The organism is Chelatococcus sp. KU-N122 (genome assembly GCF_055391085.1).
The window spans coordinates 4871905-4898276 of record NZ_AP043981.1 but is presented as its reverse complement, the minus strand read 5'-3'; the positions used below and the strand labels follow the sequence as shown (position 1 = coordinate 4898276).

Genomic DNA, 26372 nt, shown 5'->3' with positions numbered 1-26372 from the left:
TCGGTACCGATGTTGATCCGGCCGTCGTCTCTCACTCTTGCTTTTGGCACACGGCCTCGACGTTGACCCCGTCCGGGTCGATCACGAACGCCGCATAATAGGCCGGATGATAATGAGGCCTGATGCCTGGCGGGCCGTTGTCACGTGCGCCTTGCGCCATCGCCGCTGCGTAAAAAGCGTCGACCACCGCTCTGCTTTCGGCCTCGAACGCGATGTGGATGCCCGCTCCACATGGACCATCCGGGGCGGCACGGCGACTGTCACTGGACAGCCAGAAGAATGGCTTTCCGCCACTTCCATAGCCTATGCCGTGATAGCCGCCGGCTTCTTCTGGCCTGACCTCCATCACGTTCGTGATGCCGAGCGGATGGAGGGCAGCATCGTAAAACCGTCGCGCGCTTTCGATGGCTCGTGGCCTGATGCCCATATGATCGATCACGGCTGTACCCTTTTGTGGCGGCATCCTTCCGACTTTGTAGCCGGCTCGGACGAAGAACTGATTTGCGTCATCTCTCTAAATCTGCAGCGCTTTGCCGATTGCAAGACAACAACCGGAGTTCGGCAAGGCGGTCCGGAGCGTAATCCTTTGCTCAGGTCATCGAGCAGTGTCGATGATCCCTCGAACCAGATCGATAGGACCCGTTCCCATGAGCAAGGAAGAAGATAACAAGGCTGTCGTCGTCCGCTGGTTTACCGAATTCTGGGGCAAGGACGTCAATCTTGCGGTCGTCGACGAGATCGCGGCGCCGGACATGCTGCTCAAGTACTCGCTGCACGAGCCGCGCCGCGGTCGCGACGACATCAAGGCGTTCATGACCGATTTCCGGGCCGCGTTCCCCGATCTCAACTTCTGGGGGACGGCGGATCTGATCGCCGAGGGCGACTACGTCGTCGGTCAGTGGGAAGGCGGCGGCACCCATACGGGGCCGGCCTTCAACGACTTTCTGACCGGCGGGCTCCCCGCTGCGACCGGCCGCAGGATGCACTTCACCGGCACCACGGTGCTGAAGGTGCTCGACGGCGAGATCGCGCAGGAGATCGGCCTCGACGACGGCGTAACCGCGCTGACCCAGCTCGGACTGCTGAAGGCCGCCTGATCGACGGCCGCCGGCGGTTCGCCCCCGACGGGGCGGCTCACCTGCGCCGCCCCGATCAGGCCCACCCCCGTGTGGGCTCCTCGATCTTACGGCGAGGACCGAAAAGGCCATGGCATCGCGGCCTTGCATCGTCTCGGTGCAAGCTCAACGGAGGCAGAGATGAGCGACATCATCCGCGTCGCATGGGCGACCAGCTCGCTCGGCGATGTCATGGTGGCCATGTCCGACAAGGGGCTCGTCGCCCTGGAGTTCGGCTCGAACCATCGCGCGATGGAGGACGCGCTGCGCGTCCGCTTCCCCGAGGCCGACATCATCGACGGACAGGAGGGGTTGAGCGACATCCTCGACCGGGTGACGCGCGCGATCGAAGAGCCCGGCTACGATCCCGCCGTTCCCCTCGATCTACGTGGGACGCCGTATGAGGTCCAGGTCTGGTCGATGCTGCGCACCTTGCCCATGGGCGAAACGACGAGCTACGGCGCATTGGCGGCCGAACTGGGCACCCGCGACGCTCGCGAGGTGACCACGGCGATCGCCTGCAATCCCATCGCCGTCCTCGTGCCGTGCCACCGCGTCATCAAGAAGGACGGCTCGATCTCCGGCTACCGTTGGGGCTTCAAGCGCAAGCGCGAGCTGCTGGCCCGCGAACAGCGGTCCGCGGGCTCGCGGCGCGTCTGAGAGCCGACAGCTTCGCAACGGCGCTCGGTGCGAAACGCGTCCGGCCGGAGCCCTCGCGCTCCGGCCGAAGCCGCAAAGGCAATCCTTCGCGGCCCGCGATCAGGCAGCCTTCGCCGGCCCCGCATCGGTGACGGGCGGCACCGCCCTCACCCACGCGTCATCCTCGCGCATGGCATCGAAGTAGCGGTTGACGTTGGCGAAAGGTGTCCAGTCGAACGGGGCGGCCGCGCGGTATTTCTCAAGGCCGATCATCGCGTAGTCGGCGAGCGTGACGCCGCTGCCGACGAGATGGTCGCGGCTGGCAAGATGTCCGTCGAGAACCGGCGCGAAGCGCGCCACCTGCGCCAGGCAGAACGCGACGAGATCCGGGCTCGCCTCCCCCATGCCGAACTGCGGCTTGATCAGGCTCTCGAAGACCAGCGTGCCGAACCATTTGTTGAAGTGCGCCTGCTCCCAGAACAGCCAGCGACTGACCTCGGCGCGCTGCCTGGGATCCTCGGGCAGCAGCGGGGAGCCCCCGGCTTTCCCGACGAGATACTCCATGATGGCGTTCGACTCCCAGAGCCGGAAGTCGCCGTCGACGAGGACGGGCACCATGCCGTTAGGGTTGAGCGCGAGGAACGCGGGCTCACGCGTATCTCCCTTGGAAAAATCGAGATAGGCGATGTCGACGGGCAGACGAAGCCGGTTGATCACCGCGACAACCTTGCGGCCGTTGGGAGATCCCGGAAGAGTATAGAGCTTCATGGCTGCACTCCTGGTGTGTTGCACCGCCAAGACGACCGGAAGACCGCAAAGGATTCGCGCGAAGTTTATTTTTTTCGGCTGATTGTGCCTGATCATCCGCACGGACATCCTGCGCCGCGACCCGTCGGCTGCGAGGAACGCCATGCCCGAGGCACGAGACAGACAGGAGGCCTTCGCCCCTCTCGCGGAGGCGCTGCGGCCGAAGCTCTACCGGTTCTGCGCGCGCATGGTCGGCTCCGCGGTCGAGGGCGAGGACGTGGTGCAGGACACCCTGATCAAGGCGATGCAGGCGTTCCCAGGCGTCGACGCGCTCGACAATGCCGAAGCGTGGCTGTTCCGCATCGCGCGCAACGCGGCTCTCGATCACCTGCGCCGCAGGGCGCGCGCGGCGCTCGTGCTGGTCGAGCCCATCGACGAGGCCGCCGCGGAGCCCATCGCCGCCATCGATCAGCACGAGGCTGCGGCGGCCGGGCTGCGTGGCTTCATGGAGCTCTCGCCCGCCGAACGCGGCAGCGTCATCCTGATGGATGTGCTCGGCTATTCGCTGAACGAGATCGCCGACATCCTCACGACGACGGTGCCGGCGGTGAAGGCCGCGCTGCACCGCGGACGGCGGCGGCTCCGGTCGGTCGCACGCTCGATCGACGCTCCCGTGGCGCCACCGCTGTCGCTCGACGAGCGCGAGAAGCTTACGCGCTATATCGACCTGTTCAACGCCCGCGACTTCGACGCCATGCGCGATCTGCTGGCCGAGGACGTGCGCCTCGACCTCGTCGGCCATTCGGTGCACGAGGGAAAGCGCTCGATCACGCGCTATTTCACCAATTATGCGCGGTTCACCGATGCCCGCTTCAGCCTCGCCGCGATCGACGGCGTACCGGGCATCCTCGTGCAGCGCGGCGACGGCAGCCACTACTTCATCCTGCTGACCTGGCGCGGCGACCGGGTATCACGGATCCGCGACTTCTTCCACTTCCCGCCCGCGGCGGAGGTGGCGGAGATCATTGAGGTCTCAGCTTGAGCCGCGGGGCAGTACCGGCCCGCCGCGCACCGTCCGGCGGTCGCCACCGGAGAAAGGCCGAAGCAGAAGGGCATCAGCCACGTCACCCGGTGTCCGCGTCGCGACCGCCGCGTCTCCCATGATATGATGCGCGCTGCGCACGAGCTGAGTGGCTCCCCGTTCGCCCCCGCCATCCTGGCGACGGCGGAGCCGATCGCAGTCTTGCCCTAGGCGCCTGATCCGAAAGGGAGAAGGCCATGACCACGCTCATGCAGGTGCTCGCTGCTGTCGCCAGCCGCCCGGGTCCAGCGCCCGCGGGCACTCCGGTCGGCCCGGAGGGAATCGACCACGGCCGGCGCAAGCTCCTGGCCACCGCCGCGACGGGGATCGCCGCCGCGGGTGCGTCCAGCCTGTTGCCCGCGGATCCGGGAGCCGCGGCCACGGGGAACGCCGTCCGCCCGTTCCGCATCGCCATCCCCGCGGGCGACCTCGCCGACCTGCGCCGACGCCTGCAGGCGACGCGCTGGCCCGATCGGGAGACGGCCCACGACCAGTCACAGGGCATCCCGCTCGCCAAGATCCAGCCGCTCGTCGCGTATTGGAGCAGCGGCTACGACTGGCGGAAGGCGGAAGCCAGGCTGAACGCCCTTCCGCAGTTCATGACCGAGGTCGGCGGCCTCGACATCCACTTCATCCACGTGCGCTCCAGCCACGCCAATGCCCTGCCCGTCATCATCACCCACGGCTGGCCGGGATCGGTGTTCGAGAACCTCAAGGTGATCGGCCCGCTGACGGATCCCACCGCCCATGGAGGCCGCGCCGAGGACGCCTTCGACGTGGTCATTCCCGCGATGCCGGGCTACGGCTTTTCCGGCAAGCCCACGGACACCGGCTGGAACGCCGACCGCATCGCGCGAACCTGGGCGGAGCTGATGCAGCGCCTCGGCTACACACGTTATGTGGCCCAGGGCGGCGACTGGGGCTCGCCGGTGTCCAGCGCTATGGCGCGCCAGGCGCCGGCGGGGCTGCTCGGCATCCATATCAACCTGCCGGCAACGGTGCCAGCCGAGATCGCCAAGGCGCTCAACGACGGCGGCCCCGCGCCGGTCGGGCTCTCCGAGACGGAGCGCGCGGCGTACGAGGCTCTCGATGCAGCCGCCAGGATGGGCGACAGGTCCTACGCGACGATCATGGGCACCCGGCCGCAGACGATCGGCTACGGCCTGGCGGATTCCCCGGCCGGGCTTGCCGCGTGGATGCTCGGCCATCCCGGCTTCGCACACTGGACATACAGCGCGAGCGACCCGGAAAAGTCGCCGGACGAGGTGCTGGACGACATTACGCTGTACTGGCTGACGAACAGCGCGACCTCGGCGGCGCGGCTGTACTGGGAGCACGCCGGACAGAGCGTCGTTGTTGCGGCGGCACAGAAGACGGCCGAGATCGCGCTGCCGGTGGCCATCACGGTCTTCCCGGGAGAGAATTATCGGGCCCCCGAGACCTGGGCACGGCGGGCCTACCGCAACCTGATCTACTTTCACGAGGCGGACAGGGGCGGCCACTTCGCCGCCTGGGAGGAGCCGGCGCTCTTCGCCGCCGAGCTCAGAGAGGCGTTCCGGCCGCTGCGGCAGCCGACGTGACCTGGGCAGGGCGGCTCGCCCTCGCCGAGGCGCAGATCGGGCGTGGTGCCCGGACCGCATCGGGACGGCCCCACCGCCACCCAATCGCCAGGCGCTCTCGCAGCTGAGCGCCGTGGCCACGCCGCTCAGGCGCCCTTGAGCTCCTTGCGAGAGCGAGACGGGCGGGCCGCACCCACCGACGTGTTCCGTGCCACGGCGGCACGGACGAGGGCCTTCAACGCCTCTTCGTCGATGCTGTCGCCCTCGCGGACGTCGATGGCCCGCCGGGTGTTGCCGTCGAGGCTGGAGTTGAAGAGGCCCGACGGATCCTCGAGCGAGGCCCCCTTGGCGAAGGTCAGCTTGACCACGCTCTTGTAGGTCTCGCCGGTGCAGATGATGCCGCCGAGCGACCACACCGGGACCCCGCGCCATTTCCATTCCTCGACGACCTCGGGAGCGGCCTCCTGGATGAGCGCGCGGACGCGCGCGAGGGTCGCGCCCCGCCAGTCGCCCAGCTCCGCGATGCGCGCATCGATCAGTTGCGCGGCAGATGCCCCTCCCGCGCCGTCCTCCGAACTGCTTGACGTCGTCATCGTGGTGTTCGCTCGCATAGGTCAGGCCCTGGGGCCGCCACCGTGGGCATCAAGCCCGGCGACGCCGCCTTCGGCAAGGGCGGCCGGCCCTCAACCCGGCGCTCGCCGCGCCTCGATCAGCTTCCACCCGTTGCCTGAGGGATCGCGGAAGCTGGCGTCGACGCTGCCGTAGCGCTCCACCGGCTCCTGCGTGAACTCCACGCCGCGGGCCTGCATGTGCTCATGGGCGCCACGGCAATCGTCGACGACGAGCACCAGCGGCGGCATGGCCCCCTTCGCTACGATCTCGCGCAGGGTCTGGGCGGTGGCCGCATCGTGCATCGGCGCCTGCGGCGTGAACAGGCCGAGTTGGAACGACGGCTGCTCCGGATGCTGCACCGTCAGCCAGCGGTAATCGCCGTTGCGCGCATCGGTGTGCACGCGGAAGCCGAGCTTCTCGACATAGAATTGAAGGGCTTCGTCCTGATCGCGAACGTACAGACCGACCACCCCGACACCCTGGCTCATGGGACCTCCCTCTCTTCAGGTCCGCCGACCCTAGCGTCCGCCTCCTGCCGCCGCTTCTCCGAAACTGCGATGATGAGGTGAGGCCGATGGGCGGCGGTGAGGAAGCAGGGCGGCACCGGCCCGCGCTGGTGGGACGCCGCTTGCTCACGCGCCCTGAGCTCGCCCGGGCTCTCGCCGGTGATGTCGCGGAACGTGCGCCCGAAGGTGCCCAGGCTGTTCCAACCGGCCTGGAAGGCGATCTCGGTGATCGACAGTTCGGTGTCGCGCAGCAGCGCCGCTGCCCGCTCGATCCGGCGCGTGAGCAGGTAGCGGTGTGGCGGCACGCCGAAGGCCTCCTTGAAGGAGCGCGCGAAATGGGCCTCGGAGACGCCGCTGACGCGCGCCAGCCGCGGCACCGGCCACGCCTCGTGCGAGGCGGCGTCCATGCGGTCCTTGGCGCGCAGCAGGCGGCGCAGCAGCGCAGGGTCCTGGCCGGTACGTCCCCGCCCCGCATTGCTCCCAGGGGGGACCGATCGGGTGTCCATCTCAAGGTTCGCAGCCCTGCAGCCGGTCGCGCCGTGCGCGCTCCCTGTGCCGTTCACATCCGTTCGCCCGGCAATTGGCTGGCCTGCGTCACCCAGGCGGCGAACTGGGCTTCGTCGAGCCCATCGTCCTCGCGGATGTCGAGGTAGCGCGTGTCCTTGGTCTTGGACGCGCCGGGGGGCACGGGACTGAGCGAAGCGCCCTGGAAGAAAGCCACCTTGACGTACTTGGCGAGGCAATGCACGCCGAGGAACCAGCCCTGGCCCTCGACGCCATAGAGCGGCGAGTTCCACTTCACGGCCTTGCACACCCCGGGAACGGTGCGCACGATGAGCGCGTCGAGGCGGCGCCCCACGTCGCTCTTCCAGCCCGGCATGGCCGCGATGTAGGCCTGCACGGGGGCGTCGCCGTAGCCCTTCGCGATCTGAGGGTTGCCGCCGGCGAGAAGGGTGGGCTTGGCGTCCGCCGCCGGGCCCTTCGCCGCGCTCAGTTTGGCGGCTGCGGGCTTGGTGGCCGCCGGCTTGGCGGCGCGCGCCGGCGGGATGGACGCCTTGTCGGCCACTGGACTCCCCCATAGATCGGCGAGCATCGGCTCGCTCGGGCATCGCAACATTCCTTTATGCACGCCTGTCGGCAATGCCAAAATGCCGGCAGCGGATTCTGGTTCTCCCCGCCCGAATTGGCAATTCTGCGGCGATACGGCCGTCACTTTGCGCGTGCCAGCGCGGCCGCACGCACCCTCGCCGATGCAGCGGCTGCGGTCGATCAGCCGCACGCCGAGGTCCTGTTCGCGCTGCACGATCTGCCGCAGCGGCGGCTGGGCGATCCCCGACCGCGATGCGGCTATCGAGCCGGGCGGCTTCCCGAACCCTGCGACCGCACCGCAGCCATCATCGCGAACATCCTTCTGGCCACGCTCGCCTTCGGGTGCGGCGCTGGCTGGATCAGGCTGTCATCCCTCGACGCGCTGCTGATCGTCACGTCATTCATCCTGGTCGCCGTCCCGAGCGAAACGCTGCCGCACTGCCCTCAAGCGTCATTCTGCATCTTGATCTACGAAGCCATCACCGGACACCCGCCCGACCACGGCATCGGCGGCTGAGCGGCCCTCGCGGACGGGAGCGCCGAAGCCATGGTGACAGGCGCGACGGCGATCCCCGTGATCTAGTCCGGATCACAGGACACCGCCCAGGCGCCCTGCCCCATCAAACGCAACGTGCCGCGATAGATGGTCCCATTGCCCTTCTTCGCGCGGCGCAGGCGCAGCTCGCCAACCAGTCTTTCGCCGGTTGCTTCGACGAAACCGATCCCGAGGCTGGAGCGATCTGCGGACAGCTGGCGCAGCCTCAAGCCTCGGCCCTCTCCGTAAATGGGATTGGTGGTGTATGTCGACGACCGGGACCGAAGCGTCGCGGCGACCGCAGACAGCGTCTCGGCTTGCCCGAGAAGCAGCCTTACCTCGACGGCGGAGCCCTTGTCGCCGCAGACCGTCCACTCGGTGGCGCCAGCCGGACCGGCGAACGCGAAGCCGGTGGCGGACGCGGCGAGAACAATTCTACGCACGTTGGACCGGAACTGAGAAAGCTGATGCATGCCCATACCCCCGCGCAATCGGCACGATGTCGATTGCCCCGGACCCGCGAAACGCTGTTTTCGTTGCGGTCTGAGGTTTGCCGTCTTGCAGCCACGTTTCCAGCTACCGGCATCCGGCGGGGGAGGCAACGTCCTGATTTGACCGCTCATGCTTCGCCTCATGACGAGATCGACCGGACCCGCCCCGCGAAGGCTCGCGTGGGCCTCAGGTCATGTGGTGTCGATCACGATCCGGGCGTGCGGCCGGACCTGCAGCTCGTTGGCGTCGTCCGATCCGCGTTGTCGCGCTGAGACCGGTGTGGCCCGTCACGGTGACGCAAATGAGCCACTCCCCGGGCAAAGCGACAACGTACAGAATTTGTCGCCCCAGACCGCCACTCTGTCGCCATCTCCAGCAAGGGAACGGAGCATGCAATCCCTCGAGTCCGATGCCTGCCAGGATTTTGCGGAGAAGCTGCGGCAAAGCATGCGGGCGTCCGCCATCAGCGTGTCCCTGATCACCACGCGTGACCTCGACGGCAGCTTTCACGGCATGGCGGTCACGAGCGCGACGTCGCTGTCCATGCAACCGCCATCGATGATGGTCGCGATCAACCACGCGGCCAGTTCGCATCCCATCCTGAAGAGGTCCGGCATCTTCTGCCTCAACATGATACACGCGGGGCAGATGGAGATGCTCGACCTGTTTTGCCGGAGCGACAAACGCTCACTGCGGTTCAGTCCGCGGGAATGGAGAGTCGGCACGCGCGGCCTGCCCTATCTGGAAACGGCGACAGCCAGTCTGTTCTGCAGCGTTGACGAAAGCCACGACTACGGAACGCACACCGTCTTCTTTGGACGGATCGAGAACATCCTTACATCCAATACAATAGAGCTGCTGGCCCCCTTGATATGGGTTAACGGCGGGCCCGCTCGCCTGGCCAGCGAGCGCAAGCCAAGCGTCGGATGAGCCGTCGGGCGGAATGTTGTGGATGGGCCGCAGTCCTGGCCGGTGAAGGGGGGCGCGGATGGGGTCTCGGCCCGGCATGGCGGCGCGCCCGTCACGCGCCGCTCACGGCCCGAGGCGACCGGCAACGAACGGACATCCGGCAACAACCGATGACCGGGCACGCCCGCCGCTCCGTTGCCTTGGGCGGGCGGACGCTCCATACTGTTTGAAAGCTTGAAAGCGGCTGTCCATCAATCAGGGAGGTGCGATGGATGATGTCCGAAGTTGAAAAGCTGCGTCGGCGCGCGGTCGACGCAGGCAATCTACAACCGTTCCCGGCGCTGGTGGAAGAGTCGTGGAGGCGATGCCTCGAGACGTACAACCTGCTTCCCGACGTCATTCGCCGGTCGGAAATGCTCAGCTACCATGAATTGCAGAGCAAATTGGCCTATCATGAAGAGCTGATCCAAGTCGCTATGCCGGAAGTGGATAGGCTGTTCCAGCAGCTTGTCGACAACGAGTACATGGTTTCCGTCGCCTCGGCCGAAGGCGTCAATCTCGCCTTCCGCTGCGACCACCATTTCCTTGCCGACATGACAGCCTTCGGCGTGCTGCCAGGGTCGAACTGGAGCGAGGAGATGCAGGGTACAAACGGCATCGGCACCTGTATCAAGACCGGGCGGGCCCTGTCGATCATCGGCGAACAGCACTTCAATTCTCATGCACAGACACTGACGTGCACGGTCGCGCCAATATTCGGGACGGAAGGACACGTCGAGTTCGTTCTCAACGTCACCTCGTCCAGGCCGGTCAGCGAGCGCACGGCCAACGTCGTTTGCGGCGTCGTGAAGCGCGCCGCGCTGCGCATCGAGAACCGCCACTTTGTGCGACGCAACAAGCGCCTGCGCACGATATGCCTTTCGCCCGACAGTGATTTCGCGGATATCGCGGCGGAAGCCAGAGTGGCCATCGACGAGCGTGGAACGATCGTCGATTTCTCGTCATCGGCTCCAGGCTTGCTCAGGAGCAGCCGCGAGGAGCTGGCCGGGTCCCGCCTGTCCTCCCTATTGAGTTTTGCGCAGCCACTCGAGGCGCACGACGTTACGCGCGCCGAAACGGCGACCGGCCATACCGAGTTGTATGCACGCTACTGGCCCGAGGCCAGAAGCGTCCGGTCGGAACGATCACATGCTGTTGCTGTCGGCTTGCCTCCGCCGTGGAGCATCCCGGCGGGCCCCGTTCCGCCGCAAGGAGCGCCGATCCTCCTCGTCGACAAGCGGCTGCAGGAGAATGTACATCTGGCCGTCAAGATGCTGACGGCCCAGATTCCCGTGCTGGTTCATGGCGAGACCGGAACCGGGAAGACGAGCTTTGTGCAGCTTCTGAACCAGAGTCGCTATGGGGCCGACAAGGCGGCCATCACGATCGACTGCGGCATGCCCGGCGTGCCGTGGTACGAGTTGTCCGAGCGGCTGTCGAAAGCGCACGACGCGACCCTCGTGCTCGATCGCGTCGATGAGATGCCCGTCAGCGAACAGGGCCACCTCCTGCGCCTTCTGTCCGATGACCGCTGGCTCAGGGACCGGACGATCGGCCTCATCAGCCTCGCCTCCGGCAACCCTGAAGAGCTGCTGAGGACCGGCGCCATCCGGCCCGAGCTTTACCATCGCTTGAGCGGCGCCATTGTCGAGTTGCCCCCGCTGAGGTCATTGCCCTCGGTCGAGGCGTTGATCCGGGACGCGTTCTCGAACGAGGCGGTTGCGCTGGGCAAGCAGAACCTGACGGTCGACGATGACGCCCGGCTCATCCTGCTCAACTACCATTGGCCGGGGAACCTGCGGGAATTGCGCCAGGCAGCCCGTCACGCGGCCGTGCTGGCAGCGGGAAGCCTGGTTCACATCGATCATCTGCCGCAGCAGATCGTCAAACAGATTGCATGCAAGAACCTGAGCGCACGCTCGCAACGCGAGGCTTCGCGGATCGAGGCGGCGTTGCGGCACAACGCCGGCAACGTCTCCGAGACGGCGCGGTATCTCGGCGTGTCCCGCGCCACGCTCTACCGCAAGATACAGATCAAGAAGGTCCGGGTTCCCGACCCGCAATAACTTGCAGATCCGACGACAACGGAGGCGATGTTGCCGTCATGCCTCGGGAGATGGGCGCCGGCTCTCCCCTGCCCCCGCACGGTTTCACCGATTGCGTGAAACGTCGAGCGACACCGCGGCGATGATGATCAGGCCCTTGACGATCTGCTGGTAGTAGGAGCTCACGCCGAGCAGATCGAGGCCATTGTTGATCGTCCCGATGATCAGGGCGCCGATCAGCGTGCCGACGAGCGTACCTCTGCCGCCGGACAGGGACGTGCCGCCGATCACGACCGCGGCGATCGCATCGAGCTCATATGCGACGGCCGCCTGCGGCAAGGCGGCCGTGGTTCTGGCCGTCAGGATGATGCCGCCGACGGCCGCGAGAAGGCCCGACACCATATAGGTCGAAACGATGACGCGGTTCACCCTTATGCCGCCCGTCTCGGCGGCATGGGGGCTGCCGCCGACGGCGTAAACGTGCCGCCCGTAGACCGTGTATTGCAGAACGAACCAGCACGCCGCGAACACGAGCGCAAGAACCACGATGGGCACCGGGATTCCAAACAGATATCCACTGCCGAGCCAGAGGAATTCCGGCGCCAGGTTCGAGATCGGACGCCCGTCGGTGAAGACGTAGACCATGCCCCTAGCGATCGACAACATGCCGAGCGTCACGACGAAGGCCGGCAGCCTGATGAAGGCCACGCAGGCTCCGTTGAAAAGCCCCAGCACGACGCCGACCGCGACGCCGGCGAGGATGCCGCCCCCCGTGCCGACCGGCTCGGGCGTGGCGACGAAACTCGCGGCAACCGCGCCCGCAAGAGCAGCGATCGACCCCACGGACAGATCGATCCCCCGGGCGAGGATGACGAAGGTTACGCCGATGGCGAGCGTTCCATTGATGGCGGTCTGGCGAATGATGTTGGCCCAGTTGTTCCACGTCATGAAGAAGGGATTCAGGAAGGCGAGGACCACAACCATCAGAATGAACGCCGCGACGATGCCGTGATGGCGAAACAGTTGCTGCGCGGTGAGGAAAGTCTCGCTGGTCGTGGTTCGGACGGCGGATTCGATCCGGCCCTGGTTGTTCATGGCGCCCTCCCCAGGCAACGATGCTTTTAGGAAATGTCGTGTAGAAGCGTTTGCTGGTTGGCGCCCTCGCGCGGCACGATGCGGACCAGTCTGCCCTTCTTGAAGAGCGCGATGCGGTCGCACACCTGGAGCAGCTCCAGCGCTTCCGACGAGGCCATGAGCACCGCCCCGCCCCGGCGGCGAAGTCGTCGATGATCTGGTAGATGTCCTGCTTGGCGCCCTCGTCGACGCCGCGGGTGGGCTCGTCGAAGATCAGGAGCTTCGGCTCCGACGAGAGGCAGCGTGCGATCACCACCTTCTGCTGGTTGCCTCCGGACAGGGCCGAAACCGCCAACGTGTCGGCGCCAGCCCTGATTCCCAGCTTGGCGGAGAGCCGGCTCGAGAGGGACCGCTCTTTCCCGGACAGGACGAACCCCAGCCGGCTCAGCCGATCGAGAATGGACAGGGAGACGTTGTGGCGGATGCTGGCGGGGAGCACGAGGCCGGACAGCTTCCGATCCTCCGTCACCATCGCGATCCGGTTTCGTATCGATAAGTCAGGGCGTCGCGGCGGAATCGCGACGTCGGCCATTCTGACCTGACCCCCGTCTCGAGCCCCGATCCCGTAGATTGCATTGAGGAACTCGCTTCGCCCGGCCCCCATCAATCCATAGAGGCCGACCACCTCCCCGGCGCCGACCGCAAGGCTGACATCCCTGACGCGGCCATGGACGCTCAGCTTGTCGACCTCGAGCAGCGTCTGGCCTGACGAGGCCCGCCTGCCCTGCGTTCGCTCATGCAGCTCACGCCCGACGATCAGCTCGATCAGGCGCGGCCGATCGAGCGACGACATCGGGCCCGTCTCCACGAACTGGCCGTCGCGGAAGACGGTGTAGGTATCGGCAATCTCGAAGAGTTCCTCGAGCCTGTGGCTGACGTAGATCACGCCGACGCCCTTCGCCTGCAGCCGGCGTATGGCGTCGAACAGGATGTGAGCCTCATGCTCGCCGATCGCGGATGTCGGCTCGTCCATGATGACTATTCTGGCGTCGAGAGACAGGGCCCGGCTGATTTCGACCAGTTGCACCTGCGCCAGACCGAGCTCCGACATCCGCTTCGTCGGGTCGATGTCGAAGCCGATGTCGGCGAGTATCTTGCGGGTGTCGTTCACCATCTTTCGACGGTTGACCATGACGCCGGCATGCCGCGGCTCGCGCCCCAGAAAAATGTTCTCCGCGACCGTCATCTCGGGGACGGGCGCCAGCTCCTGCGTGATGATCGCGATGCGCGCCGCGAGGGCCTCGCTCGGACTCGCGAACTGGGTGTCGCGTCCGTCGATCCTGATCGTGCCGCCGTCGCGCTGCAGCAGCCCCATGAGAATGCTCAGGAACGTCGACTTGCCGGCGCCGTTGCCGCCGCAGAGCGCGTGAACCGATCCCGCGCGAAGCTGCAACGCGCCGTTCCGCAGGGCCGGAACACCATCGAACGACTTGGTGACGGCCGAAGCGTCCACCAGTAAGGGCGTCATCACTCCCGTTCACCCACGTTTTACGTGTTCTGGGCTCCCGCACGCAGGTCTTCGCTGCATGGCGGCTTGACGGTCGATGCTACGTGGTTTCCCCACACGTCGGGCCTGCCCAAAGTGCAACATGGGCACCCGGTTCATCCGTCTCATTTGACGCACACGGACCGGAAGGAATCGGCGCTGCCGCATGGCACCCCGCCACGCTCGGGGAAAACCGGGCAGCACGCCTGTCTCGCGTGAGACAGGCGTGCTGCCCGTCGTGCCGCATTTGGTCCAGTTCCGATCGGCGCCGCCCCGGGGCTACGACAAGCGTGGGAGAGAACTTTCGCTCCGACCGAAGCGGATGGCGCGCCGCTCGCGGCCCGCGCGGACACGGGTTCCTCAGGAGGAAACATGGACATCGGATTGTTTCAGATGCCGCTGCATCCGGCCACCCGGCCGCTTGGAGACGTGCTCAAGGAAAATGCGGACAAGATCGTCTATGCCGACGAACTCGGGTTCCACGAGGCCTGGGTCGGCGAACACATGTCGGCCTCCACCGAGCCTGTCACGTCCCCTCTCATCTTCCTGGCGTCGCTCCTGCCCCGGACGCGGAAGATCAAGTTCGGCACAGGCGTCATCTCCCTTCCGAACCACCACCCGGTGATCGTCGCCGGCGAGGTTGCCCTGTTCGATCACCTTTCGGAGGGCCGCCTCCTGTTCGGGATCGGCCCCGGAGGCCTGGCCTCCGACATGGAGCTGTTCGGCAATCTGGATGCCGACGTGCGCAACGCGCGGCTGGCTGAATCGATCTCGACCATTCTCAAGATCTGGGCTCAGGACCCGCCCTATGACATTCCGGGCAAGTATTGGCCGATCAAGTTGACCGACAATATCGTTCCCGAGCTCGGCATCGGCTATTTGTCGAAGCCGCTGCAGCGTCCCCACCCGCCCATCGCCCTGTCGTCGATGTCGCCCGGCAGCGGGTCGGTCGCTCACGCGGCCAAGATGGGCTGGCGCCCGATCACCGCGAATTTCGCCCCCGAAAGCACGGTCATCAGCCATTGGGAGAAATATGTCGAAGGCTGCAAGGCGGCCAACCGCGAGCCGACGGGCAAAGACTGGGCCGTCGCCCGCAATGTGCTGATCGCCGAGAGTGATGCGCAGGCGGAAGACTGGCTGCTCGATCCGAAAGGCTCCAACTTCTATTACTTCAACTATCTGTGGGAGGTGCTGAAGCGGGCCGACTACACCGCCGTGATGAAGCCCGTCGACATGAAGGACGACGACGTCACCGTCGAGGCCCTCATCAAGGCCGCGGTGCTCTACGGTTCGTCACGGACCGTCACCGAGAAGCTCCTGAGCCTGCGTGAACGGTCGGGTCCTTTCGGGACGCTGCTGATGGCCTCCATGGACGGATCGGGCAGCAACCGGGAACGCGAGTGGATTTCCATGAAGCGGCTGGCGGACGACGTCGCGCCGGCGGTCCGCAAGGCCCAGGGCTGACCTTACCGAGGCTGGCTGCCCATCCAGGGAGGACAATGATGGAATCGAAGGAAATTCGCGCGACGGGAGTCAGACTGTCGCAGCTGGGGCTCGGCACCGTGCCCATCGCCGGCTTCGGTCATGGCACCGACTACGAGACCTTCGAAGCCGTGGTTCTGGCCGCTTATGCAGCCGGCATCCGCTACTTCGACACCGCCCCGATGTACGGCATGGGGCGCGCCGAGCATTTCCTGGGACACGTCCTGCGGACCAAGGATCTGCGCGACAAAGTCGCTCTGTCCACGAAGGTCGGGCGCCTGCTGAAGCCCGCCTCCAGGACGAACGACGACAGCGGCAAGCTGTTCGGGATCACCTGGGTCGGCGCATTGCCCTTCGAGGAGCACTACGACTATTCCTACGATGGCATCATGCGATCCTTCGAGGACAGCCAGCAGCGTTTCGGCCTGGACTGGTTCGACATCCTGCATGTCCACGACATCGGCAGCCTGACGCACGCAGACAACGCCGAATTCCATTGGCGGCAGCTGGCAGACGGCGGGTACCGCGCGCTGGACGAACTGCGGGCTGCGGGCGGAGCCAAGGCCATCAGCATCGGGGTCAACGAAATCGAAGCGGTGATGCGCATGGCCGCCGAGTTCGACATCGACTGCTGCCTTCCCGCGGGCCGCTATTCGCTGCTCAACCACATGGCGCTCGACGCGTTCTTCCCCTTCCTGCAGCAGCGCGGGATCGCGATCATCGCCGCCGGCGTCTTCAATTCCGGCATTCTCGGTGGAGGTTCCAAGGGAACGACGAAAACCTTCGACTATATGGCGGCGCCGCCGGAGATCGTCTCTCGCGTCGAGAAGATCGAGGCCGTGTGCCAGCGCCATGGCGTCGCCCTGCCGCACGCCGCCATTCAGTTCGTCGCGGCTCACCCCGCCGTCGCCTGCATCCTGCAAGGATGCAAGAGCGTCGAGGAGGTGAAGCAGAACACCACGGCCATGACGCAGCCGATCCCCGCCGCTTTCTGGGAGGAGCTGCGGTCGCAGAAGCTCCTTCCGGAGAACGCCCCCGTACCGTGAGATCCGGGCGCGCCGACGCGTCGTCCGCGCGCCGGTGCGCATCGCCCGCGGCTGCACCGCGCCCGTTCGCCAAAGAGCGAAACGGACCGTTTCACCACGTCCAAAAATGCTTCAAGGGAGGAAATCATGAGACGAATGCTGATTGCTGCCTTTGCAACGCTCGCGACAGCCGGCGCAGCGCTTGCGGCCGACAAGTACAACATCGCCGTCATGCCGTTCGGGCTGCCGGAGTACATGTCGTCCTGGACGAAGGAAATGAAGAAGCACCCGTCCGTCGCCGACGGAACCGTCAAGATGACGATCCTCGACGGGCGGTTCGACGCCGCGGTCCAGAGCAACCAGATGGATACCGTGATCACCCAGAAGTTCGACGCGGTGATCTTCGCGCCGATGGATTTCGACGCCGCCCGCGCGCCGGTCGAGCGGGCCGCGGCAGCCGGAATTCCCGTCGTGACATCGGTCACCGGCGCGGCGGGAGACAAATACTTTGCCCATATTGCCACCAACGACGTCGAAGGTGGCAGCATGATCACCGAGGAGTTGGCGAAGCGGCTGGGCGGCAAGGGCAACGTGGTCATCATCGAAGGCCCGATCGGCAACTCGCCGCAGCTCCTGCGCCGGAAGGGCATCGACGGGGCCCTGGCCAAGCATCCCGGCATCAAGGTTCTGGCCTCGAAGTCCGCCAACTGGTCTCGCGCCGAGGGCCTGTCGGTCATGGAGAACTGGCTCTCGCTCTACGGCGACGCCATCAACGGGGTGATCGCCGAGAATGACGAGATGGCGCTCGGCGCGATGGAGGCGGTCAGGGCGAAAGGACTGGATTTCGAGAAGGTGAAGGTGGTGTCGATCGACGGCATTCCGGACGCGCTTCGAGCCGTCGAAGACCGCAATCTCTACACGCTTTACAAGTCCGCGCACTTCGAAGGACAGGGCGCCATGGACCTCGCCTTGCGCGCGATCGTCGGCGAGGCCTACGAGCCGAAGTCCGACATCTGGAAGAAGATGGACTGGGCGAAGGGAACCGCTCACCGCTACGACGTCCCATGGTTCCCGGTGAATCGGGATACGGTCAAGGACTTCAAATAGCCGGACGGTCATTGCCCTGCGGGCGCGAGGAGAGGCTGACAAGCACGCCTGACACCATCTCCGGTCGACGGCGGCGCAGGGCACGCCCGGTTCCCTCGGCCGGACCGGGCGTCGTCAGCCTCGCCCTCGACCCCTGCGCCTCGAAATCGCACAATCCGCAGCTAGGATGGCGATCCGCCGGCGGCGCGCCCGACAGGGACCGCTCGTCGGGCCCCCACGGCGGGAGCCGGCGCGCAAGGGATGACCGACCCATGATCACCCGCAGGACGTTCATGCAGGCGGCCGCAGCCTGCGGCGCGGCCTTCGCCGTGCCGGCCAAGGCCTCGGCTGCGACGCCCGCGCCGATGACCCGCACGATCCCATCCTCGGGCGAGCGGATCCCGGCCGTCGGGCTCGGCACCTGGATCACCTTCAACGTCGGCGACGATGCCGCCCTGCGCGACGAATGCGCGGGCGTGATGGCAGGCTTCTTCCAGGCCGGCGGACGCCTGATCGATTCCTCGCCCATGTACGGCTCCTCGCAGCCGGTGATCGGCTACGGGCTCGCCAAGCTTGGCCGGCCGGACGCCCTGTTCTCGGCCGAGAAGGTGTGGACGGCCTCGGCCGCCGACGGACCGCGGCAGATCGAGCGCTCACGGCGCTTCTGGGGCGTCGACCGCTTCGACCTCGTGCAGGTCCACAACCTGCTCGCCTGGGAGGCGCATCTGCCGATGCTGTTCGCCATGAAGGCGGAGGGGCGGCTGCGCTACGTGGGCATCACCACATCGGAGGGGCGGCGGCACGACCTGGTCGAGGAGATCATGCGCCGCCAGCCGCTGGACTTCGTGCAATTCACCTACAACGTCATCGACCGCGAGGCGGAGCAGCGGTTGTTGCCGCTGGCGGCCGAGCGCGGCATCGCCGTCATCGTCAACCGCCCCTTCCGCCAGGGCGCGCTCACCCGCAGGCTCGCCGGCCAGCCGCTGCCGGGCTGGGCGGCGGACATCGGCGCCGCCACCTGGGCGCAAGCCCTGCTGAAGTTCATCCTCGCCCATCCGGCGGTCACCGTCGCCATCCCGGCGACCAGCCGCGTCGAGCACGTGCGCGAGAACCTGGCGGCCGCAGCCGATCCCCTGCCGGATGCCGCCCTGCGCGAACGGATGGCGGCGCAGGTGCGGGCCCTCTGAATGTCGGAGTGGTGGACCTATCGGCTGGAGAGCTTTTTGCTGTTCTCGCCGCGCGTCTACTGGCGCATGGTCGAGCTGCACAACGCCGCACTCTGGCCGCTGCAGCTCGCGGCTCTCGCCGCCGGCCTGGCCATCGCCGTCCTCGTGCTCCGCCGGCCGCCGGGCCATGGGGCTTGGATCGGGGGCGGTCTCGCCGCGCTCTGGGCCTTCATCGGCTGGTCGTTCCTGTGGCACCGCTATGCGGGGATCAACTGGGCGATCGCCTACGTCGCGCCCGCCTTCGGCCTCGAGGCGCTGCTGCTGGCCGCCGCCGGCGCCGCAGGCGGCCTCGCCGTCGACCGGCGCGACGTCGCCGGCCGGCTCGGCCTGCTGCTGGCAGCGGCCGGCCTCGTCGTCTACCCGCTGCTGCCGCCGCTCGTCGGACGGCCCTGGGCCAGCGCGGACGTCTTCGGCATTGCCCCCGACCCCACCGCCGTCGCTACGCTCGGCCTCCTCATCGCGGCCGGCGGTCGGTGGATACCGCTGCTGGTTCCGATCCCCCTGCTGTGGCTGCTGGCGAGCGGCCTCACCCTGCGCACCATGGGCGAGGCACAGGCGCTTGTGCCATTCGCGGCGGCGGGAACGGCCGTGGTGCTCCTGGTGCTGCGGCGGATCATCCGGCGAAGCAGTTCGGCGCCGACAATCGGCGGACCGGTGTCGCAGGAGCCACGAACACGCCGCTGACGCCCCGGCCCTACGACGGCGCGTGCGCCACGGGAATGCCCCGAACTTCCCCTGCGCGCCCCCGCCCCGGCAGAGCCCGAGATGCGGGGCGATCCGCGCGAGGCAGCGGGCTGCGTCACGCTCCGCCTGCTCAGACGGATGGCATCGCGCCTTGCGTGAGCATCGGGTGGGCTCATCCGGTCGGATCGGCTAGAGATGCATCTAGGTCATTTGGTCTGGCGCGCGTCGCCGCGATCGGCTGCGCCCGCCTGTTCGCGAGGCGCTCCAGGCTCGCGGCTGCCAGGGAGAGATCATGATCGTCGGCATCGACTTAGGCACGACCAACAGCGCCGTGGCCGTCTGGCGGGATGGACAGGCGGTTCTCATCCCCAACAGCATCGGCGATGTTCTGACCCCATCCGCCGTCGGCCTCTCCGATAGCGGCTCCATTCTGGTCGGCATGGCGGCGCGCGAGCGGCGCGCCACACATCCGGAGCTCACGGCGACCGCCTTCAAGCGCCTGATGGGCACGCAGCAGAAGCTCTCGCTCGGCCGCGACGGCTATTCTGCGGAAGACCTGTCGGCGCTGGTGCTGCGAGCGCTCAAGGCGGATGCGGAGGCCTGGCTCGGAGAGGCGGTGGACTCCGCCGTGATCACCGTGCCGGCCTATTTCAACGACCGCCAGCGCAAGGCGACGCGGCGCGCCGGCGAGATCGCGGGCCTCAAGGTGGAACGGCTGCTCAACGAGCCGACGGCGGCAGCTCTCGCTCACGGCATCCACGACAAGGAGGACAAGAACCCCTTTCTCGTCTTCGATCTCGGCGGCGGCACCTTCGACGTCTCCATCGTCGAGATCTTCGAGGGCATCATCGAGGTGCGCGCCTCGGCGGGCGACAACCGGCTGGGCGGCGAGGATTTCAACGACGTGCTGGCCGACCTGGCGCTGGCACGCTTCCCCGCGCTGGCCGGCGTGGTCCACGACAGCCGTCTGCGCGAGCTGGCGCGGGCGGCGGCCGAGCGCTGCCGCCGCGCCCTGACCGCGGCCGACCCGGCGCCCTTCGCCTTCGTCTGGGAGGGACAACCCTACGAGACCGCCGTCACTGCCGCCGACTTCGAGGCCGCGGCAGCGCCGCTGATCGCGCGTTTGCGGGATCCGGTGCTGCGCTCGCTGCGCGACAGCGGCATCGTCTCCGAGACGTTGAGCGAGATCGTTCTGGTCGGCGGTGCCACCCGCATGCCGCTGGTGCGCCGTGCCGTCACCCGCATGTTCGGCCGCTTTCCCGACACCTCCGTGCATCCGGATCATGCGGTGGCGCTGGGGGCCGCCGTGCAGGCCGGACTGCGCGCCCGCGACGCGGCGCTGAACGAGATCCGGCTCACCGACGTCTGCCCCTTCACCCTGGGCGTCGACACCATCGAGCTCGACCGCGGCGGCCGCATGCACCACGGCGTCTTCGCCCCGATCATCGAGCGCAACACGGTGATCCCGGCAAGCCGTATCCACGCCTTCTCGACCGTGCACGACAACCAGAGAGAGGTGCAGTTCGGCATCTACCAGGGCGAGGCGCGCAACGTGGCCGCCAACGTCAAGCTCGGCACCGTCTCCGTGCCGGTGCCGCCGCGCCCGGCCGGCGCCATCCGCGTCGACTGCCGCTTCAGCTACGACACCAGCGGCCTGCTCGAGGTCGACGTCACCGTGCCGGAGACCGGCATGACCAGGCAGCTCGTCATCCATGACGATGCGGATGCGCCTGACAGCGCCGAGCTCGCCGCCCGGCGCGCGGCGCTGGCCGCGCTCAAGGTGCACCCGCGCGACGATGCGGCCAATGCCGCGGTGCTGGCCCGGGCCGCGCGCTGCTACGAGTTCTTCCTCGGCGAGCGGCGCGACCATATCGGCCAGCTGATCCTCGCCTTCGAGGCGGTGCTGGAACGCCAGGACCCGCGCGAGATCGCGCATGTGCGCCGCGAGGTGGAAGAACGGCTGAACGCGCTGGAAGGCGAGCGCTTCCTGTGAGCTGCCTCCTATGAGCCGCTTCCTATGAACACTTGGGCCGTCCTCGGCCTGGAGCCGACGGGCGACACGACGGCGATCCGCCGCGCCTACGCACGCAAGCTGAAGGCGCTGGACGTCGACGCCGATCCCCAGGGCTTCATGGCCCTGCGTAACGCCCTGAATCAGGCGCTGCGCCACGCAAGCGCGCAGCCGGAACCGTTCGAGCCGACGCTCGATCCGGGGCCGCCGGCCACGGACGAGATCGCCGAGCGCTGGCTGAACCAGGCCGCAGAGCCGGTCCCGCCGGCGGTGCAGCCCTCGCCGCCGGCGGCCGAGGCCATTCCTCGGGCGCCGGCCCCCGCCCCACGGCCCGCTCCGATCGCGGTGCCGACGCCGGTCGAGGATCACGAGGCGCGCTTCGCCAGGCTCGCGCGGCTGCTGTTCCGCGAGGAGCCGGCGCCCCATGACGACGCCGCGCTGTCGGAGGCGCTACGCGCCCTGCTCGATCATCCCGGCATGGACGCCATCGATCTCAGCGCCAGGACCGAGGCGCGGCTGGCCGAAGCCATCTTTCACTCGGCCCCGCGATCGGACGCCATCCTGCCCCTGGTGGCCGACCGCTTCCATTGGGCCGCCGAGAGCCAGGCGATCCATGCGCGGCCGCTGATCATGCGCCTGGCGCGGCGTGCCGAGGATCTCGCCGTCATCCACCAGTTGAGCGAGCCGGAGCACCGCTGGCACGCGGCCTTCCGCCTGCTGCAAGCCGCCGCTCCCGAGCGGATCGGCCTGCGCGCCTGGCTCGGGGATGCGCCGCAGGTTGCCCAGCTGCTCGCCAACCTCAGGGCGCGCCATCCGGATGTCCTCGCCACGCTCGACGCGCGCCACGTGGCGCTATGGGACGCCAAGCTCGGCACGCGGGCCGAGCAGGTGGCGAAGCGGTCGACCTCCATCAGCTGGCACGGCTATCTCGTCGCCGGCTGGATCGCCCTCTGTGCGATCCACCTGGCGCTCGGCCTGGCGAGGTGAGCATGGCGGACCCGACGACGCCCTCCGATCGCCAGCTCCGCAACAGCGTGCCCGTTCTGCTGCTGCGGGCGCTCCTGGCGCACAAGCCCGATTTCGCCGGCCGGGCGACGCGCCGCGAGTTGCTCGCCAGCCTCGCCGCCTGCGCCCTCGCAACCGCCGTGCTCATCCCCCTGGTCATGGCCGTCAAGTCGCCGCTCCTGCCGGTGCTGCTCACGGCGCTCATCGTGCTGATCGTCGCGCAGGTGATCTCAGTCTGCCTGCGGCGCCTGCATGACACCGGCCGCGGCTGGACCGCCTTCTGCGTCGTCGCCATCCCCTATGTCGGGCTGCTCGTTCTGGCGGTTCTCCTGGCGCTGAACGGGGACGAGCACGACAATATATTCGGGCCTAATCCGCGGCCACGGACCGAGTGATGGCGCGGGGGCGATAAGCTCGCTCCGTCGGCTCTTGAGCGAGCCCCGCGCGGCGCCGCGGCCACACTCGCATTTGCGGGCTAGTAGGCTGTCACTTAGTGACATATATTATGTCTCTAAGTGACAGATCATGCCTGGAGTATCATGGACCGAGACGAAGCGCGCCTCAGCATGTCCCGGCATGCGGCGAAGCTGTTCATCGAACGCGGCCTGGCCGGGACGAGCGGCGACGACATCGCCGCCGCCGCCGGCGTCTCGACGCGGACGGTCTGGCGCTACTTCCGTTCCAAGGAGAGCTGCGTCGAGCCGCTGTTCTCGCGCTCGGCGCTGCGGTTCAGCGAACAGCTACGCGAATGGACCCGCGACACGTCGATCGAGGCCCATCTCGGCGTGTGCTTCGCGCTCGACCGGCAGACGCCGCAGGACATCGCCGACGGCCTTCTCATCGTGCAGTTGCTGGCGCTCCTCCCGCAGGAGCCGGCCCTGCGCACGGCCTGGCTGATGGCCTGCCACCAGGGCGAGCAGGACCTGATCGGCATCATCGGCGACCGCCTCGACCGCTCGGCCAACGACTTCGAGGTCCGGCTCTGCGCCGCCACGGTCGCCGCCGCCATCCGGGTGATCGACGAGACCATCAGCATGGCCGCCATCCGGCATGGCCAGACCTTCACCACGGCGGAGGTCGTGGAGCGGCTGGCGCGGGCGATCCGGGCGGCGAGCCCGTTGCCGTTCTGCGATCCCGTGGTGCCGACGGTCTTCGGCGCCAAGCTCCGCAGCGCCAAGCCCCGCAGTGCCGACGGCGCGCCCGGCGAATGACCGTTCCGCCCCCGCTTCGCTTGCCCCCGACCGACTCCGGAGAGACCATGCCCGACCAGATCACCTACCCGGACACCCGCCGCGACGCCGTGGTGGAGGCGCATTTCGGCGAGGCGATCGCCGACCCTTATCGGTGGCTCGAGGCCGACGCGGGCCGGGACGCGGACGTCGCCGGCTGGGTCGATACGCAAGCCGCCGCCACCGAGAACTACCTCGCCACCCTGCCCGGACGGGAGGTCTTTCGCACGCGCCTGACCGCGCTCTTCGACCACGCGCAGGTCACCTCTCCGCACAAGCGGGGCAGGCGCTACTTCCACACCCGTAACCCCGGCCTGAAGAACCAGCCGATCCTCTATGTGCGCGAGGGGGTGGACGGGGAGGATCGCGTGCTGATCGATCCCAACACGTGGTCGGCGGACGGCGCCACGGCACTCGCCGAATGGTCGGCCTCCGAGGATGGCACCCACGTCGCCTATGCGGTGCAGGAAGGCGGCAGCGACTGGCGCATGATCCGCGTTCTCGACGTCGACACCGGCCGGGTGCGCGAGGACCGGGTGGACTGGGCGCGGTTCACCGGCCTGGCCTGGGCCAAGGACGGCTCCGGCTTCTTCTATTCACGCTTTCCCGCGCGCGAGACGGGCGCCGCAGCGAGCGTCGGCATTTCCGGCCACGCGGTCTATTTCCACGCGCTGGGCACGGCGCAGGCGCAGGACCGCCTCGTCCATGCCACGCCGGAGCAGCCCGGACTGCTGCACGTCGTCGAGATCACCGACGATGGGCGCTACGCGGTGATCTACTCGACCTCGGGCTCGCCGCAGAATGCGCTGACCCTCGTGGATCTCGCCAGCCAGGACTGGGCGCCGCGCACCGTCGTCGACAATCTCGACAATCAATGGGGCCTGTTGGGCCGCGCCAACGACACCTTCTTCCTGTCCACCAACCGTGACGCCGGCCGCGGCAAGATCGTGGCGCTCGATCTGGCCGGCGACACGCCGGCCTTCACCGACGTGGTCGGGGAGCAGGCGGGCGTCCTCCACGGCGGCAAGCTCCTCGGCGGAGAGCTGGTCGTGGCCTATCTCATCGACGCCAGGACCGAGCTGCGCCGCTTCCGGCTCGACGGCACGCCGGCCGGCGCGATGGAGCTGCCCGGCATCGGCACCGCCGGCGGCCTGTGCGGCGCCGCGGACGATCGGGAGATGTTCTACGTCTTCACCAGCTTCAACGCGCCGACCACCGTCTATCGCTACGACCTGGCCGCCGGCGAGACGACCGTTTGGGCCGCGCCGCGCGTCGATGCCGACCTGGACAATCTCGTCGTCGAGCAGCGCTTCTATGCCTCCAAGGACGGAACCCAGGTGCCGATGTTCATCGTCCGGCGGCGGGACGTGACCGGCCCCGCGCCGACGGTGCTCTACGGCTACGGCGGCTTCTCCATCAGCATCTACCCCGCCTATTCGCCCGCGCAGGTCGCCTGGATCGAGCAGGGCGGCGTGCTCGCCGTCGCCAACATCCGCGGCGGCGGCGAATACGGGCGGGCGTGGCACGAAGCCGGCAACCTGCTCAACAAACAGACCGTCTTCGGCGACTTCATCGCCGCGAGCGAATTCCTCAAGGCCGAAGGCATCACCACAGCCGACGGGCTGGCGATCCAGGGCGAGTCCAACGGCGGGCTCCTGGTCGGCGCCGTGGTCAACCAGCGGCCCGATCTCTTCGCCGCGGCGCTCCCCGGCGTCGGCGTGATGGACATGCTGCGCTTCGACCGCTTCACCGGCGGGAGCTTCTGGACGGCCGAATTCGGCGACCCGGCCCGGGAAGCCGACTTCCGCAACCTGCTCGCCTATTCGCCTTATCACACCATCAAGCCGGGCCAGGACTACCCCGCCATCCTGGCCACGACCGCCGACACGGACGACCGCGTCGTTCCGGCGCACACGTTCAAGTACATCGCCGCCATCCAGGCCGCAGAGCTCGGGCCCAGGCCGCACCTCGTCCGCATCGACACCCGCGCCGGCCACGGTGCGGGCAAGCCCACCGACAAGGTGATCGCCGAGGTGACGGACCTGTGGACCTTCGCCGCCCACTGGACGGGCCTGGAGGTCAATGCGGTCGGCTGACTGGCCTCGACCGCCGCGGCGGAGTATGCGGATCGGTCATGACCGAGCCGACCGATGACCAGCTTGCCAAGCTTGGCGCCGCGTTCGAGACCTTCGCGCGCCGCTACAAGCTGGCGGAAGCGGAGGGCTCCGAACGGCCGCTCAACGAGCTCGACCGGCAGACGCTGCTGTTCGTAGCCGATCATCCGGGGTGCGGGCCGACCGACGTGGCGCGCTTCCTCGGCGTGGCGACGACGACGGTCTCCTCGGCGACGGACCGTCTGGCCAGGCGCGGGCTTCTGGAGCGGGACCGCGTCGAAGGCGACCGCCGTGCCGTGGCGCTGCGCCTCTCCGGCGACGGCGAAGCGCTGGTCGGCGAGCTGGTGGCGGCGCACCGCGCCATGTACCGGATGATGCTGAGCCGGCTGTCGCCGGCCGAACGCGACGCCTTCGTCGGCATGATCACGAAAATCGTTTATCACGAAGATTGAATAGTACGAATTTCGGCATATCTCGGGGTGAACTTGGCCGGCACGTTCGGCGTTTGCACCGGAGGGACTG

The 26372-nt window shown here is 67.7% G+C and carries 26 protein-coding genes and 1 pseudogene; 18 read left to right on the top strand and 9 right to left on the bottom strand.

Annotated elements, in window-relative coordinates; all coding sequences use genetic code 11:
- Positions 1–31 precede the first annotated feature (31 nt).
- The gene (locus ACZ5PO_RS22075; RefSeq protein WP_464183920.1) at positions 32–439 is read right to left on the bottom strand and encodes a VOC family protein; all 408 of its coding nucleotides are present in this window, start codon (positions 437–439) and stop codon (positions 32–34) included.
- A 208-nt stretch (positions 440–647) separates the two neighbouring features.
- Here ACZ5PO_RS22075 and ACZ5PO_RS22070 point away from each other — a divergent pair, with 208 nt between their 5' ends.
- Together ACZ5PO_RS22070 and ACZ5PO_RS22065 are read left to right on the top strand one after the other, a co-directional pair.
- Positions 648–1097, top strand: a complete 450-nt coding sequence (locus ACZ5PO_RS22070) for an ester cyclase (RefSeq protein WP_464183919.1) — start codon at positions 648–650, stop codon at positions 1095–1097.
- A gap of 159 nt (positions 1098–1256) precedes the next feature.
- A complete protein-coding gene (locus ACZ5PO_RS22065; RefSeq protein WP_464183918.1) occupies positions 1257–1775 on the top strand; it encodes a methylated-DNA--[protein]-cysteine S-methyltransferase in 519 nt (172 codons plus the stop codon).
- A gap of 99 nt (positions 1776–1874) precedes the next feature.
- Here the strand turns inward: ACZ5PO_RS22065 and ACZ5PO_RS22060 are convergent, their stop codons facing one another.
- Positions 1875–2666, bottom strand: a complete 792-nt coding sequence (locus ACZ5PO_RS22060) for a glutathione S-transferase family protein (RefSeq protein WP_464183916.1) — start codon at positions 2664–2666, stop codon at positions 1875–1877.
- Here ACZ5PO_RS22060 and ACZ5PO_RS22055 point away from each other — a divergent pair.
- Both ACZ5PO_RS22055 and ACZ5PO_RS22050 read left to right on the top strand, forming a co-directional pair.
- Entirely contained in the window at positions 2665–3543 is an 879-nt protein-coding gene (locus ACZ5PO_RS22055; protein ID WP_464183915.1) for a sigma-70 family RNA polymerase sigma factor, read from the top strand. The two genes, ACZ5PO_RS22060 and ACZ5PO_RS22055, sit on opposite strands and share 2 nt — an antisense overlap.
- A 236-nt stretch (positions 3544–3779) precedes the next feature.
- Entirely contained in the window at positions 3780–5162 is a 1383-nt protein-coding gene (locus ACZ5PO_RS22050) for an epoxide hydrolase family protein (RefSeq protein WP_464183914.1), read from the top strand.
- Positions 5163–5287: 125 nt separating this feature from the next.
- On the opposite strand, the gene ACZ5PO_RS22045 is transcribed toward ACZ5PO_RS22050, so the two are convergent.
- From ACZ5PO_RS22045 to ACZ5PO_RS22030, 4 genes are all read right to left on the bottom strand, one after another.
- Positions 5288–5734 carry a DUF1801 domain-containing protein gene (locus ACZ5PO_RS22045; RefSeq protein WP_464183912.1) on the bottom strand — a complete coding sequence of 149 codons (447 nt, stop codon included), beginning with the start codon at positions 5732–5734 and terminating at the stop codon, positions 5288–5290.
- A gap of 90 nt (positions 5735–5824) precedes the next feature.
- Entirely contained in the window at positions 5825–6241 is a 417-nt protein-coding gene (locus ACZ5PO_RS22040; protein WP_464183911.1) for a VOC family protein, read from the bottom strand.
- On the bottom strand, positions 6238–6765 hold the full coding sequence (locus tag ACZ5PO_RS22035) for a helix-turn-helix transcriptional regulator (protein WP_464183909.1): 528 nt from the start codon (positions 6763–6765) through the stop codon (positions 6238–6240). Before ACZ5PO_RS22035 ends, ACZ5PO_RS22040 begins: the two co-directional genes overlap by 4 nt.
- Positions 6766–6818: 53 nt before the next feature.
- Positions 6819–7352 carry a DUF1801 domain-containing protein gene (locus tag ACZ5PO_RS22030; protein ID WP_464183908.1) on the bottom strand — a complete coding sequence of 178 codons (534 nt, stop codon included), beginning with the start codon at positions 7350–7352 and terminating at the stop codon, positions 6819–6821.
- A gap of 30 nt (positions 7353–7382) precedes the next feature.
- Here ACZ5PO_RS22030 and ACZ5PO_RS22025 point away from each other — a divergent pair, with 30 nt between their 5' ends.
- On the top strand, positions 7383–7865 hold the full coding sequence (locus ACZ5PO_RS22025) for a hypothetical protein (protein WP_464183906.1): 483 nt from the start codon (positions 7383–7385) through the stop codon (positions 7863–7865).
- Positions 7866–7927: 62 nt separating this feature from the next.
- Here the strand turns inward: ACZ5PO_RS22025 and ACZ5PO_RS22020 are convergent, their stop codons facing one another.
- Entirely contained in the window at positions 7928–8356 is a 429-nt protein-coding gene (locus tag ACZ5PO_RS22020) for a hypothetical protein (protein ID WP_464183905.1), read from the bottom strand.
- Positions 8357–8765: 409 nt separating this feature from the next.
- On the opposite strand from ACZ5PO_RS22020, the gene ACZ5PO_RS22015 reads away from it, so the two are divergent.
- Together ACZ5PO_RS22015 and ACZ5PO_RS22010 are read left to right on the top strand one after the other, a co-directional pair.
- Positions 8766–9305: a flavin reductase family protein gene (locus ACZ5PO_RS22015; protein WP_464183904.1), complete on the top strand. Its 540-nt coding sequence runs from the start codon at positions 8766–8768 to the stop codon at positions 9303–9305.
- A 251-nt stretch (positions 9306–9556) separates the two neighbouring features.
- On the top strand, positions 9557–11389 hold the full coding sequence (locus tag ACZ5PO_RS22010; protein WP_464183903.1) for a sigma-54-dependent Fis family transcriptional regulator: 1833 nt from the start codon (positions 9557–9559) through the stop codon (positions 11387–11389).
- Positions 11390–11473: 84 nt separating this feature from the next.
- On the opposite strand, the gene ACZ5PO_RS22005 is transcribed toward ACZ5PO_RS22010, so the two are convergent.
- Both ACZ5PO_RS22005 and ACZ5PO_RS22000 read right to left on the bottom strand, forming a co-directional pair.
- Positions 11474–12463 (bottom strand): ABC transporter permease, encoded by a 990-nt coding sequence (locus ACZ5PO_RS22005; RefSeq protein WP_464183902.1) that lies wholly within the window; start codon positions 12461–12463, stop codon positions 11474–11476.
- A 295-nt stretch (positions 12464–12758) separates the two neighbouring features.
- Positions 12759–13970 (bottom strand): annotated as a pseudogene (locus ACZ5PO_RS22000) (sugar ABC transporter ATP-binding protein); the annotation flags it as partial.
- 390 nt (positions 13971–14360) lie between these two features.
- On the opposite strand from ACZ5PO_RS22000, the gene ACZ5PO_RS21995 reads away from it, so the two are divergent.
- From ACZ5PO_RS21995 to ACZ5PO_RS21945, 11 genes are all read left to right on the top strand, one after another.
- Positions 14361–15452 (top strand): LLM class flavin-dependent oxidoreductase, encoded by a 1092-nt coding sequence (locus ACZ5PO_RS21995; RefSeq protein WP_464183900.1) that lies wholly within the window; start codon positions 14361–14363, stop codon positions 15450–15452.
- A gap of 38 nt (positions 15453–15490) precedes the next feature.
- Complete coding sequence (locus tag ACZ5PO_RS21990) at positions 15491–16516, top strand: aldo/keto reductase (RefSeq protein WP_464183898.1); 1026 nt, start codon at positions 15491–15493, stop codon at positions 16514–16516.
- Positions 16517–16642: 126 nt separating this feature from the next.
- Entirely contained in the window at positions 16643–17602 is a 960-nt protein-coding gene (locus tag ACZ5PO_RS21985) for a substrate-binding domain-containing protein (RefSeq protein WP_464183896.1), read from the top strand.
- A 251-nt stretch (positions 17603–17853) separates the two neighbouring features.
- Entirely contained in the window at positions 17854–18768 is a 915-nt protein-coding gene (locus ACZ5PO_RS21980) for an aldo/keto reductase (protein WP_464183895.1), read from the top strand.
- A complete protein-coding gene (locus ACZ5PO_RS21975) occupies positions 18769–19491 on the top strand; it encodes a DUF6064 family protein (protein WP_464183893.1) in 723 nt (240 codons plus the stop codon).
- 292 nt (positions 19492–19783) lie between these two features.
- Positions 19784–21484: an Hsp70 family protein gene (locus tag ACZ5PO_RS21970; protein ID WP_464183892.1), complete on the top strand. Its 1701-nt coding sequence runs from the start codon at positions 19784–19786 to the stop codon at positions 21482–21484.
- Between the two features lie 24 nt (positions 21485–21508).
- On the top strand, positions 21509–22489 hold the full coding sequence (locus ACZ5PO_RS21965; RefSeq protein ID WP_464183889.1) for a hypothetical protein: 981 nt from the start codon (positions 21509–21511) through the stop codon (positions 22487–22489).
- Positions 22490–22491: 2 nt separating this feature from the next.
- Positions 22492–22902, top strand: coding sequence for a DUF805 domain-containing protein (locus ACZ5PO_RS21960; RefSeq protein WP_464183888.1), 411 nt, complete (start codon positions 22492–22494; stop codon positions 22900–22902).
- A 144-nt stretch (positions 22903–23046) separates the two neighbouring features.
- A complete protein-coding gene (locus ACZ5PO_RS21955) occupies positions 23047–23718 on the top strand; it encodes a helix-turn-helix domain-containing protein (RefSeq protein ID WP_464183887.1) in 672 nt (223 codons plus the stop codon).
- 47 nt (positions 23719–23765) lie between these two features.
- Positions 23766–25832 (top strand): prolyl oligopeptidase family serine peptidase, encoded by a 2067-nt coding sequence (locus ACZ5PO_RS21950; protein WP_464183885.1) that lies wholly within the window; start codon positions 23766–23768, stop codon positions 25830–25832.
- A 38-nt stretch (positions 25833–25870) separates the two neighbouring features.
- The gene (locus ACZ5PO_RS21945) at positions 25871–26302 is read left to right on the top strand and encodes a MarR family winged helix-turn-helix transcriptional regulator (RefSeq protein WP_464183883.1); all 432 of its coding nucleotides are present in this window, start codon (positions 25871–25873) and stop codon (positions 26300–26302) included.
- The last annotated feature ends 70 nt before the right edge of the window (positions 26303–26372 follow it).

Coding starts and splice junctions, on each gene's coding strand:
- ACZ5PO_RS22070 (WP_464183919.1), top strand. CDS start 648: ATGAGCAAGGAAGAAGATAACAAGGCTGTCGTCGTCCGCTGGTTTACC.
- ACZ5PO_RS22065 (WP_464183918.1), top strand. CDS start 1,257: ATGAGCGACATCATCCGCGTCGCATGGGCGACCAGCTCGCTCGGCGAT.
- ACZ5PO_RS22055 (WP_464183915.1), top strand. CDS start 2,665: ATGCCCGAGGCACGAGACAGACAGGAGGCCTTCGCCCCTCTCGCGGAG.
- ACZ5PO_RS22060 (WP_464183916.1), bottom strand. CDS start 2,666: ATGGCGTTCCTCGCAGCCGACGGGTCGCGGCGCAGGATGTCCGTGCGG.
- ACZ5PO_RS22050 (WP_464183914.1), top strand. CDS start 3,780: ATGACCACGCTCATGCAGGTGCTCGCTGCTGTCGCCAGCCGCCCGGGT.
- ACZ5PO_RS22045 (WP_464183912.1), bottom strand. CDS start 5,734: ATGACGACGTCAAGCAGTTCGGAGGACGGCGCGGGAGGGGCATCTGCC.
- ACZ5PO_RS22040 (WP_464183911.1), bottom strand. CDS start 6,241: ATGAGCCAGGGTGTCGGGGTGGTCGGTCTGTACGTTCGCGATCAGGAC.
- ACZ5PO_RS22035 (WP_464183909.1), bottom strand. CDS start 6,765: ATGGACACCCGATCGGTCCCCCCTGGGAGCAATGCGGGGCGGGGACGT.
- ACZ5PO_RS22030 (WP_464183908.1), bottom strand. CDS start 7,352: ATGCTCGCCGATCTATGGGGGAGTCCAGTGGCCGACAAGGCGTCCATC.
- ACZ5PO_RS22025 (WP_464183906.1), top strand. CDS start 7,383: ATGCACGCCTGTCGGCAATGCCAAAATGCCGGCAGCGGATTCTGGTTC.
- ACZ5PO_RS22020 (WP_464183905.1), bottom strand. CDS start 8,356: ATGCATCAGCTTTCTCAGTTCCGGTCCAACGTGCGTAGAATTGTTCTC.
- ACZ5PO_RS22015 (WP_464183904.1), top strand. CDS start 8,766: ATGCAATCCCTCGAGTCCGATGCCTGCCAGGATTTTGCGGAGAAGCTG.
- ACZ5PO_RS22010 (WP_464183903.1), top strand. CDS start 9,557: ATGATGTCCGAAGTTGAAAAGCTGCGTCGGCGCGCGGTCGACGCAGGC.
- ACZ5PO_RS22005 (WP_464183902.1), bottom strand. CDS start 12,463: ATGAACAACCAGGGCCGGATCGAATCCGCCGTCCGAACCACGACCAGC.
- ACZ5PO_RS21995 (WP_464183900.1), top strand. CDS start 14,361: ATGGACATCGGATTGTTTCAGATGCCGCTGCATCCGGCCACCCGGCCG.
- ACZ5PO_RS21990 (WP_464183898.1), top strand. CDS start 15,491: ATGGAATCGAAGGAAATTCGCGCGACGGGAGTCAGACTGTCGCAGCTG.
- ACZ5PO_RS21985 (WP_464183896.1), top strand. CDS start 16,643: ATGAGACGAATGCTGATTGCTGCCTTTGCAACGCTCGCGACAGCCGGC.
- ACZ5PO_RS21980 (WP_464183895.1), top strand. CDS start 17,854: ATGATCACCCGCAGGACGTTCATGCAGGCGGCCGCAGCCTGCGGCGCG.
- ACZ5PO_RS21975 (WP_464183893.1), top strand. CDS start 18,769: ATGTCGGAGTGGTGGACCTATCGGCTGGAGAGCTTTTTGCTGTTCTCG.
- ACZ5PO_RS21970 (WP_464183892.1), top strand. CDS start 19,784: ATGATCGTCGGCATCGACTTAGGCACGACCAACAGCGCCGTGGCCGTC.
- ACZ5PO_RS21965 (WP_464183889.1), top strand. CDS start 21,509: ATGAACACTTGGGCCGTCCTCGGCCTGGAGCCGACGGGCGACACGACG.
- ACZ5PO_RS21960 (WP_464183888.1), top strand. CDS start 22,492: ATGGCGGACCCGACGACGCCCTCCGATCGCCAGCTCCGCAACAGCGTG.
- ACZ5PO_RS21955 (WP_464183887.1), top strand. CDS start 23,047: ATGGACCGAGACGAAGCGCGCCTCAGCATGTCCCGGCATGCGGCGAAG.
- ACZ5PO_RS21950 (WP_464183885.1), top strand. CDS start 23,766: ATGCCCGACCAGATCACCTACCCGGACACCCGCCGCGACGCCGTGGTG.
- ACZ5PO_RS21945 (WP_464183883.1), top strand. CDS start 25,871: ATGACCGAGCCGACCGATGACCAGCTTGCCAAGCTTGGCGCCGCGTTC.